13 protein-coding genes and 1 other RNA gene are annotated in these 15,612 nt (G+C 54.9%); 10 read left to right on the forward strand and 4 right to left on the reverse strand.

Features of this window, described 5'->3' with window-relative positions; translation table 11 throughout:
• The first annotated feature begins 55 nt into the window (after positions 1-55).
• Positions 56-802, forward strand: a complete 747-nt coding sequence (locus ACLJPE_RS10810) for an oxidative stress defense protein (RefSeq protein ID WP_000669854.1) — start codon at positions 56-58, stop codon at positions 800-802.
• A 167-nt stretch (positions 803-969) separates the two neighbouring features.
• On the opposite strand, the gene argP is transcribed toward ACLJPE_RS10810, so the two are convergent.
• Entirely contained in the window at positions 970-1,863 is an 894-nt protein-coding gene (gene argP / locus ACLJPE_RS10815) for a DNA-binding transcriptional regulator ArgP (RefSeq protein ID WP_000828345.1), read from the reverse strand.
• Between the two features lie 153 nt (positions 1,864-2,016).
• Between argP and rpiA the strand changes: the two genes are divergently transcribed.
• Together rpiA and serA are read left to right on the forward strand one after the other, a co-directional pair.
• Positions 2,017-2,676 (forward strand): ribose-5-phosphate isomerase RpiA, encoded by a 660-nt coding sequence (gene rpiA / locus ACLJPE_RS10820; RefSeq protein ID WP_000189741.1) that lies wholly within the window; start codon positions 2,017-2,019, stop codon positions 2,674-2,676.
• 266 nt (positions 2,677-2,942) lie between these two features.
• Positions 2,943-4,175 carry a phosphoglycerate dehydrogenase gene (gene serA / locus ACLJPE_RS10825; protein ID WP_001151627.1) on the forward strand — a complete coding sequence of 411 codons (1,233 nt, stop codon included), beginning with the start codon at positions 2,943-2,945 and terminating at the stop codon, positions 4,173-4,175.
• A gap of 380 nt (positions 4,176-4,555) precedes the next feature.
• Here serA and ACLJPE_RS10830 read toward each other — a convergent pair whose 3' ends face one another.
• From ACLJPE_RS10830 to zapA, 3 genes are all read right to left on the reverse strand, one after another.
• Positions 4,556-5,152: a 5-formyltetrahydrofolate cyclo-ligase gene (locus tag ACLJPE_RS10830; RefSeq protein ID WP_001528060.1), complete on the reverse strand. Its 597-nt coding sequence runs from the start codon at positions 5,150-5,152 to the stop codon at positions 4,556-4,558.
• Positions 5,153-5,172: 20 nt separating this feature from the next.
• Positions 5,173-5,356: non-coding RNA, 6S RNA (gene ssrS / locus ACLJPE_RS10835), on the reverse strand.
• 41 nt (positions 5,357-5,397) lie between these two features.
• On the reverse strand, positions 5,398-5,727 hold the full coding sequence (zapA, locus tag ACLJPE_RS10840; protein WP_001276011.1) for a cell division protein ZapA: 330 nt from the start codon (positions 5,725-5,727) through the stop codon (positions 5,398-5,400).
• A 166-nt stretch (positions 5,728-5,893) separates the two neighbouring features.
• Between zapA and ACLJPE_RS10845 the strand changes: the two genes are divergently transcribed.
• The 7 genes from ACLJPE_RS10845 (at position 5,894) to gcvP (ending at position 15,317) form a co-directional block, all read left to right on the forward strand.
• Entirely contained in the window at positions 5,894-6,472 is a 579-nt protein-coding gene (locus tag ACLJPE_RS10845) for a YecA family protein (RefSeq protein WP_000027236.1), read from the forward strand.
• A 25-nt stretch (positions 6,473-6,497) separates the two neighbouring features.
• Positions 6,498-7,814, forward strand: coding sequence for a Xaa-Pro aminopeptidase (pepP, locus tag ACLJPE_RS10850; RefSeq protein WP_000193681.1), 1,317 nt, complete (start codon positions 6,498-6,500; stop codon positions 7,812-7,814).
• Positions 7,811-8,989 carry a 2-octaprenyl-6-methoxyphenyl hydroxylase gene (gene ubiH, locus ACLJPE_RS10855; RefSeq protein ID WP_001635505.1) on the forward strand — a complete coding sequence of 393 codons (1,179 nt, stop codon included), beginning with the start codon at positions 7,811-7,813 and terminating at the stop codon, positions 8,987-8,989. The genes pepP and ubiH overlap by 4 nt, the downstream gene beginning before the upstream one ends.
• A 125-nt stretch (positions 8,990-9,114) precedes the next feature.
• Entirely contained in the window at positions 9,115-10,317 is a 1,203-nt protein-coding gene (gene ubiI, locus ACLJPE_RS10860; RefSeq protein ID WP_001192144.1) for an FAD-dependent 2-octaprenylphenol hydroxylase, read from the forward strand.
• 454 nt (positions 10,318-10,771) lie between these two features.
• Positions 10,772-11,866, forward strand: a complete 1,095-nt coding sequence (gene gcvT, locus ACLJPE_RS10865) for a glycine cleavage system aminomethyltransferase GcvT (protein WP_000068738.1) — start codon at positions 10,772-10,774, stop codon at positions 11,864-11,866.
• A gap of 25 nt (positions 11,867-11,891) precedes the next feature.
• Entirely contained in the window at positions 11,892-12,281 is a 390-nt protein-coding gene (gene gcvH, locus ACLJPE_RS10870) for a glycine cleavage system protein GcvH (RefSeq protein WP_001295377.1), read from the forward strand.
• Positions 12,282-12,443: 162 nt separating this feature from the next.
• Positions 12,444-15,317: an aminomethyl-transferring glycine dehydrogenase gene (gene gcvP / locus ACLJPE_RS10875; protein ID WP_039512835.1), complete on the forward strand. Its 2,874-nt coding sequence runs from the start codon at positions 12,444-12,446 to the stop codon at positions 15,315-15,317.
• Positions 15,318-15,612: the final 295 nt, after the last annotated feature.

Raw genomic sequence — 15,612 nt, forward strand, 5'->3', positions numbered from 1 at the left:
TTGCCTGCATGCGCCCTGTATATCAGGGCAATGACTGCAATATGGAGGAGAGACTGTGAAGTTCAAAGTGATGGCCCTGGCGGCATTAGTGGGTTTAAGTGCAATGTCGGCGCAGGCAAGCGAATTGCCGGAAGGCCCGCACATCGTGACTTCCGGTACGGCAAGCGTCGATGCTGTGCCTGATATCGCCACCTTAGCGATTGAAGTGAACGTCGCGGCGAAGGATGCGGCGACGGCGAAGAAGCAGGCCGATGAGCGCGTGGCGCAATATCTTTCCTTCCTTGAGCAAAATCAGATTGCGAAAAAAGACATTAGCGCGGCGAATCTGCGCACGCAGCCGGATTATGATTACCAAAACGGTAAAAGCATTCTGAAAGGGTATCGCGCGGTGCGAACCGTTGAAGTGACGCTGCGTCAGTTAGATAAACTCAATTCGCTGCTGGACGGCGCGCTGAAGGCGGGTCTGAACGAGATTCGTTCGGTATCGCTGGGCGTGGCGCAACCGGACGCCTATAAAGACAAGGCCCGCAAAGCCGCCATTGATGACGCGATTCATCAGGCGCAAGCGCTGGCAGCCGGTTTTAACAGCAAATTGGGGCCGGTTTACAGCGTTCGTTACCATGTCTCTAATTATCAGCCGAGTCCGGTGGTGCGAATGATGAAAGCCGCAGATGCTGCGCCGGTATCCGCGCAGGAAACTTACGAGCAGCCGACCATTCAGTTCGACGATCAGGTCGATGTGGTATTCCAGCTTGAACCTGGAACAGGGCAGACGTCGACAACGGCCGCCAGCACGCAGTAATCTCGCCCGGCCTGGGCGCTTCCAGGCCGCGTTTTCTCCCGGTGTTCTCGGTTTTTGCCGCCTGAACGCAATGATTTTGTGATGAATTTCAAAGAAGTGGCGGGAGAATAATGGGTTATGCAGGCCGGATAAGACGTTCACGCCGCCATCCGGCATTCATAGAGAGGCTAATCCTGACGCAGCACCTTGTGCCCGTACTCCAGTAGCGCGTCGGTCACTTTGCGCATCATCCGGCTTTCCGGGGCAAAGCGGTGCCAGTAAAGCATCCGGCGCTGTAGCAAACCAGGCGTTAAGTTGATCAACTCGCCGCTTTCCAGCTCTTTCTCAATCTGCAGGTGAGGGATCATGCAGCAGGTCGTGCCCTGACGCGCAAGCTGTACAAACGCTTCGGATGAATTAACGATATGGCACGGCACGCTGCCGGGCGGTAGATCGAAATTCTGTTGCAAAAAGGCCTGATGCATATCATCCAGATGGTCGAACGCGACGGCGGGCGCTTTCAGCAGCGACGACCGGGTAACGCCATTGGGGAAATAGCGCTCGGCAAACGGCTTTGACGCGACAAACAGATAGTCGAGTGCGCCCAGTTTGTCTACCAGGCAGCTGGGCAGCGCCTGATGCTGAATACTCACCGCGCCCACCACCTCGCCGCGCCGCAGACGTTCTTGCGTGCGCGTTTCATCTTCCACCTGTAAATTGAGACGGATAGGGGAGTCCGCCAGCACCGGCGCCAGCGCCGGAAGCAGCCAGGTCGCCAGACTATCGGCGTTAACCGCCAGCGACAGCAGCAGCGGTGTAGAGCCGGTTTGTTCATCGCCCAGCCACTCTTCTTCCAGCAGTTCAACCTGACGCAGCAGAGCCAGTAATTTTTGCCCTTGCTCCGTGGGGCGAGGAGGAACGGTACGCACCAACAACGGTTGTCCGAACATATTCTCAAGCTGTTTTATGCGCTGTGAGACGGCGGATTGTGTGATGCACAGCTTCTGGGCGGCGCGCTCGAATCCTCGTTCACGTATAACGGCATCCAGCGCCTGTAGTGTTCTGTAGTCCGGACGTTTCATTGTTGTGTCATGCTCCTGTTATTTTTTTCCGCACTATGACATAAATTTGCCGTCGGTACAGATGAAATCCGTAGCCTGTGTACGGACACGGAGATTTTTCCCGACAATGTTCTATAATGCGGCTGTATTTTCACACCACAGGCGAAACGATCTATGACGCAGGATGAACTGAAAAAAGCGGTAGGATGGGCGGCACTTCAGTATGTACAGCCCGGCACCATTGTGGGCGTTGGTACAGGCTCAACGGCCGCACACTTTATTGATGCGCTGGGCACAATGAAAGGCCAGATTGAAGGCGCGGTCTCCAGCTCGGACGCCTCGACTGAAAAACTCAAAGGCCTCGGTATTCATGTGTTTGATCTCAACGAAGTGGATAGCCTGGGTATCTATGTCGATGGCGCGGACGAAATCAACGGTCATATGCAGATGATCAAAGGCGGCGGCGCGGCATTAACCCGTGAGAAAATTATTGCTTCCGTGGCGGAGAAATTTATCTGTATTGCGGATGCCTCTAAACAGGTGGATATTCTTGGCAAATTCCCGTTGCCGGTCGAAGTGATTCCGATGGCGCGCAGCGCGGTCGCTCGTCAACTGGTGAAGCTGGGCGGGCGTCCGGAGTACCGTCAGAACGTGGTCACGGATAACGGCAACGTGATTCTGGATGTTTATGGGATGGAAATCCTTGATCCCATCGCGCTGGAAAACGCCATTAACGCGATTCCGGGCGTCGTGACCGTAGGGTTGTTCGCCAACCGTGGCGCCGATGTCGCACTGATCGGCACGCCGGACGGGGTGAAAACCATCGTAAAATGATCCCGCCAGGCGTATTTCCTGCCGCGTAAAAAATTCGGTCAGGGCAAATTTGGTGACATGTATCACGTTTAATCGTTTGCCCTGCCGATCCCTCCAAAGAAAAAGTTATTCCCGGTATTTTCATCTGCTATTTCCCGCTGTATGCGATTCCTTCACGACGCTGGCGCAAACGTTCATATTGCCGTGATAATTTTTTTTGATATGTTGAAGGACGGATGCAAATCCACACACAACATCAGATGGCAAAAAAAGACAGGATCGGGGAAATGGCAAAGGTATCGCTGGAGAAAGATAAAATTAAATTTCTGCTGGTTGAAGGGGTGCATCAAAAGGCGCTGGAAAGCCTTCGTGCGGCAGGTTACACCAACATTGAATATCACAAGGGCGCGCTGGACGCTGAACAGTTGAAAGCGTCCATCCGCGATGCCCACTTCATCGGTCTGCGATCCCGTACTCATCTGACAGAAGAAGTGATTAACGCCGCAGAGAAGCTGGTGGCGATTGGCTGCTTTTGCATCGGCACCAACCAGGTGGATTTAAATGCGGCGGCAAAACGCGGCATTCCGGTCTTTAACGCGCCATTCTCGAATACCCGTTCCGTGGCGGAGCTGGTGATTGGCGAGCTATTGCTGCTGCTGCGCGGCGTGCCGGAAGCGAACGCCAAAGCGCACCGCGGCGTATGGAATAAACTGGCGGCGGGATCGTTCGAAGCGCGCGGTAAAAAGCTTGGCATTATCGGTTACGGCCATATCGGAACGCAGTTGGGCATTCTGGCGGAATCGCTGGGGATGCATGTCTATTTCTATGATATTGAAAATAAACTGCCGCTTGGTAACGCAACTCAGGTGCAGCACCTGTCTGAATTGCTGAATATGAGCGATGTGGTCAGTCTGCACGTACCTGAAAACGCCTCCACCAAAAACATGATGGGTGCTAAAGAGATTGCCCTGATGAAGCCGGGTTCGCTGCTGATTAACGCCGCGCGCGGTACGGTAGTGGATATCCCGGCTTTGTGCGATGCGCTGGCGACGAAACATCTGGCGGGGGCGGCTATCGACGTCTTCCCGACGGAACCGGCCACTAATAGCGATCCGTTTACCTCTCCGCTGTGCGAATTCGATAACGTGATCCTGACGCCGCATATCGGCGGCTCGACGCAGGAGGCGCAAGAAAACATCGGTCTGGAAGTCGCAGGAAAACTGATTAAGTATTCGGATAACGGCTCGACGCTTTCCGCCGTGAACTTCCCGGAAGTGTCGCTGCCGCTGCACGGTGGTCGTCGCCTGATGCACATCCACGAAAACCGCCCAGGTGTATTGACCGCGCTTAACCAGATCTTTGCCGAGCAGGGCGTTAACATTGCCGCGCAGTATCTGCAAACCTCCGCCCGAATGGGGTATGTGGTAATTGATATAGAAGCCGATGGCGATGTGGCGGAGAAAGCGCTGCTGGCGATGAAGGCGATTCCGGGCACCATTCGCGCCCGTCTGCTGTACTAATTTCCTCTAAATGGGCAGGAGATGACCTGCCCATCCTTTCTCTGGTTTCCCTGCCTCAACATCTCTTCGTGTAACGCATACATTCTGTTTTCGAGCCTTGCCGCAATTGGTAATTAAAGGCAGCGTTGCGTGTTGTACAGCAATAAAAGGAATTTACGATAAGGGCTCAGCATAGCGCTGAAACGGGAAAGCCCCTACCGAGGCAGGGGCTCTAAAAAGGAAAGGGACGATGATGAGATACGTCATCATGCTGCTGATCCTGTTAATCATCGCTTGCCCAGCATATTAACAGTGAGTACGCAGGAGGGAGGTTCGCCTCCCTCACCCTTCACCGAGAAATTTAGGTCAAAAAAGCGACGCTGTCAATCGACAAAACACGGCTACCACTCCCAAATTTTGGACGGCGTCACCACCGCAGGCAGCGGGATATCCCACTCTTCAACCGGCAGTTTTTCTACTAACTGGCAATCATGCGCGTAGCCCACAGGTAGAATCTTATGCTGCTGCCAGTTTTGCAACGTACGGTCATAAAATCCGCCGCCCATCCCCAGGCGCTGCCCGCCTTCGTCAAACGCCACTAACGGCGTTACCAGCACATCCAGCTTTGCCAGCGGCAATACGTCGCGGACATCAAGCCGTGGCTCCCGGATCTTTAAGCGGTTGGTCACCAGCGCACTCTGCGGATGATAGTGCAGGAACAGGAGGTTGCCAGGGCTGAAGGGATGAAGAACCGGAAGGTAGACGCGCTTGCCCGCTTGCCATAGCTGTTCTATCAGCGGCTGGGTGTCGAGTTCGCCATCAAAGGAGAGAAACACGGCGACAGTGTGCGCCATCACGACGGGAGGAAAGCTGAGCATTCGGGCGGCGGCCTGTTGACCAAAGCGGCGTTGCTGCTCTGGCGTTAGCGCACGGCGACGTTGCCGAATCATTCGGCGGATTTCTTGTCGTGATAAAGAGAGTTCGGGAAGTTGCGTCATGGCTGTCGCCAGTCAGAAGGGGAATCTCCGAGATGCCGCCGCAGGCTGTAACCCTTGAACCCTTGGTTCAAGGTGAATGTGTCGTCACAGTTTTAAGGCTTCTCGGACGAACCGAGCATGCTCACCAACCGCGGAGCGCCACATTCTTGTGGTATGAAATATCGGCTCAGGGGACTGGCCCGCTTGCAAACATCTCAGAGAAATTCTGTTTTCACAATCACTTTACCATAGTAAAGCGAAAAGTGTTATTCAAAGTTTTGGCCCGTTTTTTCGGTTATGCGACCTTGATCAAGCAACGCCTGTTCGATGGTCTGTTGTAGCATCCGAATACGTTGTTCCATGCTCGCCGCGTAATCGCGGGTCTTCGCTTTTTCCTGAGTTAACTCATAGCTGATATTCAATGCGGCAATGAAAACCAACTGCTCAGTATTTGTGACTCTAGTGCGAACTTTCAGATCTTGCAACCGCTGATTCAGATCGTCCGCAGCCTGATTCAACGCATCCCTTTGGTCAGGCGGGCAATTCACTCGCAGTGAACGGCCAAATATTTGGATATCGACGGGTTGTGCAGACATGCCACCTTCCTGCTGATTGACTGCGCTGCCTTCGTCTCCAGACCCAAGGTCCGCGAAGGGGCGACACTATAGCTACCCTGGTGTGAAGATACAAGCCCTTTTCTGGTTCACCAGGGTCCAAAGTGGTAGCATATCATGAATATCCTCCCTTTGATGACGAATGCTTATGTCTATACAGAACGAAATGCCTGGTTACAACGAAATGAACCGGTTTTTGAATCAACAAGGGGCCGGTCTGACCCCGGCTGAAATGCATGGTTTAATCAGCGGGATGATTTGCGGCGGCAACAACGACAGCTCATGGCAGCCGCTGTTGCACGACCTGACGAACGAAGGTCTGGCCTTCGGGCATGAGCTTGCTCAGGCGCTGCGCAAAATGCACGCGGCGACCAGCGACGCGCTGGAAGACGACGGCTTTCTTTTTCAGCTTTATCTGCCTGAAGGCGACGATGTCAGCGTATTCGATCGCGCTGATGCATTAGCCGGGTGGGTTAACCACTTTTTGCTTGGCCTCGGCGTAACGCAGCCTAAACTTGATAAAGTCACCGGCGAAACGGGTGAAGCGATTGACGACCTGCGTAATATTGCGCAGCTTGGTTATGATGAGAGCGAAGATCAGGAAGAGCTGGAGATGTCGCTCGAAGAGATCATCGAATATGTCCGTGTTGCGGCGCTGTTATGTCATGACACTTTCACGCGCCAACAGCCGACCGCGCCGGAAGTGCGTAAACCGACGCTACACTAAGAAAAAACGAAATGGAGGCCATGTCATGACTCAGCAGGAATACCAACGCCGTCGCCAGGCATTACTGGCGCAAATGCAGCCCGGCAGCGCCGCGCTGATCTTTGCCGCGCCGGAGGCGACGCGCAGCGCAGACAGTGAATATCCGTATCGCCAGAGTAGCGACTTCTGGTATTTCACCGGTTTTAACGAACCGGAAGCCGTGCTGGTACTGATTAAGAGTGATGACACCCACAACCACAGCGTTTTGTTCAACCGCGTTCGCGACCTGACGGCGGAAATCTGGTTTGGTCGCCGTTTAGGACAGGATGCCGCGCCGGAAAAACTGGGTGTTGACCGGGCGCTGGCGTTTAGCGAAATCAACCAGCAACTCTTTCAGTTGCTTAATGGTCTGGATGTGGTGTACCACGCGCAGGGCGAATATGCGTATGCCGACGAGATTGTTCTGGCTGCGCTGGAGAAGCTGCGTAAAGGCTCCCGCCAGAATCTGACCGCGCCGGCCACCATGACTGACTGGCGACCGATCGTCCATGAGATGCGCCTGTTCAAATCGCCGGAAGAGATTGCTGTCCTGCGCCGTGCCGGGGAAATTAGCGCGCTGGCGCATATCCGCGCGATGGAAAAATGCCGTCCGGGGATGTTTGAGTATCAGTTGGAGGGTGAAATTCACCACGAATTTAATCGCCACGGCGCGCGCTATCCCTCCTATAACACCATTGTCGGCAGCGGCGAAAATGGCTGTATCCTGCATTACACTGAAAACGAAAGTGAAATGCGCGACGGCGATTTAGTGCTTATCGACGCGGGCTGTGAATATAAAGGTTACGCGGGCGACATCACGCGTACTTTCCCGGTGAACGGGAAATTCACGCCAGCTCAGCGTGAAATTTATGACATCGTTCTGGAATCGCTGGAGACCAGCCTGCGACTGTTCCGTCCTGGCACCTCTATTCAGGAGGTGACCGGCGAAGTCGTGCGCATCATGATAACCGGGCTGGTGAAGCTGGGGATTTTGCAAGGAGAGGTTGATCAACTGATTGCCGAAAATGCGCATCGTCCTTTCTTTATGCATGGCTTGAGCCACTGGCTGGGGCTGGATGTTCATGATGTCGGCGTTTATGGGCCGGATCGCTCCCGCATCCTGGAGCCGGGCATGGTGCTGACCGTAGAGCCAGGCCTCTATATCGCGCCGGATGCCGACGTGCCGGAAGCGTATCGCGGCATTGGCGTTCGAATTGAAGATGACATTGTCATTACCGAAACCGGTAATGAAAACCTGACCGCTGGCGTTGTGAAGAAGGCGGATGACATTGAGGCATTAATGGCGGCGGCGCGGCAGCAATGAGCGTCATTATCGTTGGCGGCGGCATGGCAGGCGCGACGCTGGCGCTGGCCATCTCTCAGTTCAGTCATGGGACGTTGCCGGTACACCTGATTGAAGCGAAAGCGCCTGAAGCCGACGGCCATCCCGGCTTTGACGCCAGAGCGATTGCGCTGGCGGCGGGCACTTGCCAGCAACTGGCGCGAATTGGCGTCTGGCAGGCGATTTCCGATTGCGCAACGGCAATCAACACCGTACACGTCAGCGATCGCGGCCATGCCGGATTTGTGACTCTCGACGCGCAGGACTACAGTCTGGCAGCGTTGGGTCACGTTGCGGAGCTGCATGATATCGGGCTGCGTCTGTTTGCGCTCTTGCGTAAAGCGCCAGGCGTTACGCTGCACTGCCCGGAGCGCGTAGCCAGCGTGTCGCGTACCCAACAGCAGGTTAACGTCACACTGGAAAATGGCAATGTGATAGCTGGCAGCGTGCTGGTGGCGGCTAACGGTACCCACTCCGCGCTGGCGTCAGCCTGCGGCGTTGACTGGCGTCAGGAGCCTTACGAACAGTTAGCGGTGATAGCGAATGTCGCGACCGCTATCCCGCACCAGGGACGCGCCTTTGAACGTTTTACCCCCAATGGCCCGCTGGCGATGTTGCCGATGTCGCATGGCCGATGTTCGCTGGTTTGGTGTCACCCGCTCGACCAGCGCGATGAGGTGCTGAGCTGGTCCGACGCGCAGTTCTGTCATGCGTTGCAGGCCGCGTTCGGCTGGCGGCTGGGGCGAATTACTCAGGCGGGTAAGCGCAGCGCGTATCCGCTTGCCCTTACTACGGCGGCGAAAGTGTTTACTCACCGGACTGTCGTGGTCGGCAATGCGGCGCAGACGTTGCATCCTATCGCCGGACAAGGGTTTAATCTCGGTCTGCGCGATGTCATGAGCCTGGCGGAAACGCTGGTCGCGGCACAGGACGCGGGCGAGGATATTGGCGCCTGGCACGTGTTATCGCGCTATCAGCAGCGTCGTCAGGTTGACCGGGATACGACGATTGGCGTAACGAACGGTCTGGTCCATTTGTTTGCAAATCGTTGGGCGCCGCTGGTTATTGGGCGCAATATCGGTTTAATGGCGATGGAATTATTACCGCCTGCGCGTGATGCGCTGGCACAGCGGACCTTAGGTTGGGTTGCGCGTTAAGCCGATCTGTAGGCCGGATAAGGCATTTACGCCGCCATCCGGCATCGTGTTCGTAAAAATACCGGATGGCAGTTTCGCCTTATCCGGCCTACGGTTTTGATTGTTCCGGTTTCCAGGAGTAAATAGTGCAAAGTGTTGATGTAGCAATAGTTGGCGGAGGTATGGTGGGACTGGCTGTCGCCTGCGGCTTGCAGGGGAGCGGCTTGCGCGTTGCGGTACTGGATCACGTTGTCCCCCAGCCGTTGGCGAACGATGCGCCGCCTCAGCTTCGGGTGTCGGCGATTAATGCCGCCAGCGAAAAACTGCTTACCCGTCTTGGCGTATGGTCAAACATTGTGGCACGACGGGCAAGTTGCTACCACGGTATGGAAGTCTGGGATAAAGACAGCTTTGGCCGTATTACGTTTGATGACGCAAGCATGGGATATAGCCATCTGGGGCATATTGTTGAAAACAGCGTCATTCACTATGCACTGTGGCAAAAAGCGCAGCAAGCGGCGGATATCACCTTAATGGCGCCAGCGGAATTACAGCAGGTCGCCTGGGGGGAAAACGACGCCTTCCTGACTTTAAAAGACGGCGCGATGTTAACCGCGCGTCTGGTGATTGCCGCGGATGGCGCCAACTCCTGGCTGCGTAACAAAGCGGATATCCCCTTAACTTTCTGGGACTACCGTCACCATGCGCTGGTAGCGACTATCCGCACCGAAGAGCCGCACGGCGCGGTTGCTCGCCAGGTGTTTCATGGTGAAGGTATTCTGGCATTTTTGCCGTTAAGCGATCCGCATCTGTGTTCCATTGTCTGGTCGCTTTCTCCGCAGGATGCGGAGCGTATGCAACAGAGCGGCGACGAGGCGTTTAACCAGGCGTTGACTATCGCCTTCGATAATCGGCTGGGCTTATGCCGCCTGGAAAGCGAACGGCAGGTTTTTCCGCTGACGGGCCGCTATGCTCGCCAGTTTGCCGCGCATCGTCTGGCGTTGGTCGGCGATGCCGCGCACACCATCCATCCGCTGGCAGGGCAAGGCGTCAACCTCGGCTTTATGGACGCGGCTGAACTGGTGGACGATCTGCGCCGGCTTCAGCGCCAGGGCAAAGACATTGGCCAACATCTTTATCTTCGTCGTTATGAGCGTAGCCGTAAACATAGTGCGGCGATGATGCTTGCCGGGATGCAAGGTTTTCGTGACCTGTTTGCCGGCGAAAACCCGGCAAAAAAATTGTTGCGCGACATCGGACTGAAACTGGCGGATACGCTCCCCGGCGTCAAACCCCAACTGCTTCGCCAGGCGATGGGGCTAAACGACCTTCCGCAATGGCTTCGTTAAGCGTCTGACTGCACGCCAGCAAGAGTTTGAAACCCGTCACACTTTGCTTTCCCGGCTATCGCGCCGGGGGGCTTTCCTCGTTTGAAATAATCTAATTTCACCGCTTATTTCGCATTATATTTTCTAATGCCACTATTTTTGGCGAACGCGATTTTCGACATTTTTTCCGCATTTAATATTAATTTATGTTGTGGTAAATCGTATCAGCTTCCTTTTTATGACGAGTATTTAGCGTAATAGTGGTTTTTTGTGCTGATGGGATTTTAGCGTTTTTTAGTCATAAGCTAATGTGATGGTAAATTCAGCCTTATGGTTTAGCGCCTGGTTCGGTGGTAAGTTCAGGAGCAAGAGAACGTTTGCGTCGGCGCAGGAAAAAGGGCGTCGATGCCAGGTTTCGTGGCGAAGATTTCCCATGAAAATGGTTGTTAGCCCCCGCTAATTCAACGAGGAAAAGATGGCCCAACAGACGCCTTTGTACGAACAACACACGCTATGCGGCGCCCGCATGGTCGATTTTCATGGCTGGATGATGCCCCTGCATTACGGCTCTCAGCTTGATGAACACCACGCTGTGCGCACCGATGCCGGGATGTTTGATGTATCGCATATGACCATTGTCGATCTTCATGGTAGCCGTACACGAGAGTTTCTACGTTATCTGCTGGCAAACGACGTCGCGAAGCTAACGAAGACGGGTAAAGCCCTCTACTCCGGTATGCTTAACGCATCGGGCGGCGTGATTGATGACCTTATCGTCTACTACTTCACTGAAGATTTCTTCCGTCTCGTTGTTAACTCCGCCACCCGCGAAAAAGACCTCTCCTGGATTACCCAACATGCTGAACCTTATGCCATCGACATCACCGTTCGTGACGACCTGTCGCTGATTGCGGTACAGGGGCCGAATGCGCAGGAAAAAGCGGCGACTCTGTTTACTGACCAACAGCGCCATGCAGTAGAAGGTATGAAGCCGTTCTTCGGCGTACAGGCGGGTGATTTGTTTATCGCCACCACCGGTTATACCGGCGAAGCGGGCTATGAAATCGCCATGCCGAATGAAAAAGCGGCGGATTTCTGGCGTGCGCTGGTGGAGGCGGGCGTGAAGCCGTGCGGTCTTGGCGCGCGCGACACGCTGCGTCTGGAAGCAGGCATGAACCTGTACGGTCAGGAGATGGATGAAGGTATCTCTCCGCTGGCGGCTAATATGGGATGGACTATCGCCTGGGAACCTGCTGACCGCGACTTTATTGGCCGTGAGGCGCTGGAGATGCAGCGTGAAAAAGGCCATGAGCAGCTTGTCGGTCTGGTGATGACCGAGAAAGGCGTATTGCGTAATGAACTGCCGGTGCGTTTTACCGATGCGCAGGGCAATCAGCAAGAAGGCATTATCACCAGCGGGACGTTTTCCCCAACGTTGGGCTACAGCATTGCGCTGGCGCGCGTTCCGGCGGGCATCGGCGAGACGGCGATTGTACAAATTCGTAACCGTGAAATGCCGGTAAAAGTGACTAAACCTGTTTTTGTGCGTAACGGCAAAGCCGTCGCGTGATTCATCCTTTTTTGGAGATTAATTGATGAGCAACGTACCCGCAGAACTGAAATACAGCAAAGAACACGAATGGCTGCGTAAAGAAGCGGATGGCACTTACACCGTTGGCATTACTGAACACGCTCAGGAGCTGTTGGGCGATATGGTTTTTGTTGATCTGCCGGAAGTCGGCGCGACCGTAAGCGCGGGCGACGACTGCGCCGTGGCGGAGTCCGTAAAAGCGGCGTCCGACATTTATGCGCCGGTAAGCGGCGAGATCGTGGCGGTAAACGATGCGCTGAGCGACTCCCCGGAGCTGGTGAACAGCGAACCGTATGCCGGTGGCTGGATCTTTAAAATCAAAGCCAGCGATGAAAGCGAACTTGAATCGCTGCTGGATGCCACCGCGTATGAGGCATTGTTAGAAGACGAATAATGTTGTGCCGGATGGCGCTAATGCTTATCCGGCCTACTCACTGCAACGCGAATGATTTTGCGTATTCGTTTTCGCACGCGTAGGCCCGGTAAGCGTCAGCGCCACCGGGCAATTGAGTTAGAGACACCTACGATTCACTGCACGTTTCAGGAACCATCGCCCATGACACAGACGTTAAGCCAGCTTGAAAACCGCGGCGCTTTCATTGAACGCCACATCGGACCGGACGCCGCGCAGCAGCAAGAGATGCTGAATGCGGTTGGCGCCGAGTCGTTAAACGCGCTGACAGGTCAGATTGTGCCGAAAGACATTCAGCTCGCGACTCCGCCGCAGGTTGGCGAGGCGGCAACCGAATATGCCGCACTGGCGGAATTAAAAGCCATCGCCGGGCGTAACAAGCGCTTCACGTCCTACATTGGCATGGGCTACACAGCCGTGCAGCTACCGCCGGTTATCCTGCGCAACATGCTGGAAAATCCAGGCTGGTATACCGCCTACACCCCTTATCAGCCGGAAGTCTCTCAGGGGCGTCTGGAAGCGCTGCTCAACTTCCAACAGGTGACGCTGGACCTGACGGGGCTGGACATGGCTTCCGCCTCGCTGCTGGATGAAGCGACCGCCGCCGCTGAAGCGATGGCGATGGCAAAGCGCGTCAGCAAACTGAAAAATGCCAACCGGTTCTTTGTCGCCTCTGATATCCATCCGCAAACTCTGGACGTCGTGCGTACTCGCGCCGAAACCTTTGGCTTTGACGTCATTGTTGATGACGCGGCGAAAGCACTGGATCACCAGGATGTGTTTGGCGTGCTGTTGCAGCAGGTTGGCACCACCGGTGAAGTGCACGACTACAGCAAACTGATTGCCGAGCTGAAATCCCGTAAAGTTGTGGTCAGTGTCGCTGCCGACTTTATGGCGCTGGTACTGCTGACTGCACCGGGCAAACAGGGCGCGGATATTGTTTTCGGCTCTGCGCAACGCTTCGGCGTACCGATGGGTTACGGCGGCCCACACGCGGCATTCTTCGCCGCTAAAGACGAATTCAAACGCTCCATGCCAGGCCGTATTATCGGCGTATCGAAAGATGCGGCGGGCAATACCGCACTGCGCATGGCGATGCAGACTCGCGAGCAGCATATCCGCCGTGAGAAAGCGAACTCCAACATTTGTACCTCGCAGGTACTGCTGGCTAACATCGCCAGTCTGTATGCCGTTTATCATGGTCCGGTCGGTCTGAAGCGCATCGCTAATCGTATCCACCGCCTGACCGATATTCTGGCGGCAGGTCTGCAGCAGAAAGGCTTAAAGCTGCGTCATGCGCATTACTTTGACACGCTGTGTGTGGAAGTGGCTGATAAAGCTGCGGTACTGGCGCGTGCGGAAGCGGCGGAGATCAATCTGCGCAGCGATATTCATAACGCGGTTGGTATTACGCTCGATGAAACCACCACCCGTGAGAATGTGGCGCAGTTGTTCAATGTTTTGCTGGGCGCCAGCCACGGTCTGAACATTGAAACACTGGATAAAGACGTGGCGCTTGATAGCCGTTCCATTCAGCAAAGTATGCTGCGTGACGATGCGATTCTGACGCATCCGGTATTTAACCGTTACCACAGCGAAACCGAGATGATGCGCTACATGCACTCGCTGGAGCGTAAAGATCTGGCGCTGAATCAGGCGATGATCCCGCTGGGTTCCTGCACCATGAAGCTGAACGCCGCCGCCGAGATGATTCCTATCACCTGGCCGGAATTCGCTGAACTGCACCCGTTCTGCCCGCCGGAACAGGCCGAAGGATATCATCAGATGATTAGCCAGCTTTCTGACTGGCTGGTGAAACTCACCGGGTACGACGCCGTCTGTATGCAGCCTAACTCCGGCGCACAGGGGGAATACGCGGGGCTGCTGGCGATTCGTCACTATCACGAAAGCCGCAACGAAGGGCATCGCGATATCTGCCTGATTCCGGCCTCTGCTCACGGCACTAACCCTGCTTCTGCACATATGGCAGGAATGCAGGTGGTGGTTGTGGCGTGTGATAAGAACGGCAACATCGACCTGGACGATCTGCGAGCAAAAGCAGAACAACATGCTGCGAACCTCTCTTGCATCATGGTGACCTATCCGTCCACCCACGGCGTCTATGAAGAAACGATCCGTGAAGTGTGTGAAGTTGTGCACCAGTTCGGCGGTCAGGTTTACCTTGACGGCGCGAACATGAACGCCCAGGTCGGCATCACCTCACCGGGCTTTATTGGCGCAGACGTTTCGCACCTCAATTTGCATAAAACTTTCTGCATTCCGCACGGCGGCGGCGGCCCAGGCATGGGACCGATCGGCGTGAAAGCGCATCTGGCACCGTTCGTACCGGGTCATAGCGTGGTGCAAATCGAAGGCATGTTAACCCGTCAGGGCGCGGTGTCTGCGGCGCCGTTCGGTAGTGCCTCTATCCTGCCAATCAGCTGGATGTACATCCGCATGATGGGTGCAGAAGGCCTGAAGCAGGCAAGCCAGGTCGCGATTCTTAACGCTAACTACATTGCCAGCCGTCTGAAAGATGCCTATCCGGTACTGTATACCGGTCGCGATGGCTGTGTGGCGCACGAATGTATTCTTGATATTCGCCCATTGAAAGAAGAAACCGGCATCAGCGAGCTGGATATTGCCAAGCGTCTGATCGACTACGGTTTCCATGCGCCAACCATGTCGTTCCCGGTGGCGGGCACGCTGATGGTAGAGCCGACGGAATCTGAAGGTAAGGCCGAGCTGGATCGCTTTATCGATGCGATGCTGGCTATCCGCGCAGAGATTGACCAGGTGAAAGCCGGTGTCTGGCCGCTGGAAGATAACCCGCTGGTGAACGCGCCGCACATTCAGAACGAACTGGTCGCCGAGTGGGCGCATCCGTACAGCCGTGAAGTTGCCGTATTCCCGGCAGGCGTGGCAGACAAATACTGGCCGACGGTGAAACGTCTGGATGATGTTTATGGCGACCGTAACCTGTTCTGCTCCTGCGTACCGATTAGCGACTACCAGTAATTTACTGATTCGACTGTCTTCTAAAGGCGCTTCGGCGCCTTTTCAGCTTGTTAATAAAGTGCGCTTTGTTGATGTCGGATGCAGTGTGAGTGCCTTATTCAGGCTACAAAGTGTTACTAATTCAATATATTACAGTAAATCGTTGGCTCCTGTCAGGCAACCTGGCGTTTGTATCAGTGTATTAGCCAGAATTCAATTACCGCTTTTTTAGAGTCTAATGATTCATTGTGCATCATTTTTACCTTGCTGTTATTTAATCAAAATAACACGGTGTATTTACATGTAGTTACAAATA

It is taken from the genome of Salmonella sp. SAL04196 (assembly GCF_046550835.1).
Lineage (GTDB): Bacteria > Pseudomonadota > Gammaproteobacteria > Enterobacterales > Enterobacteriaceae > Salmonella > Salmonella enterica.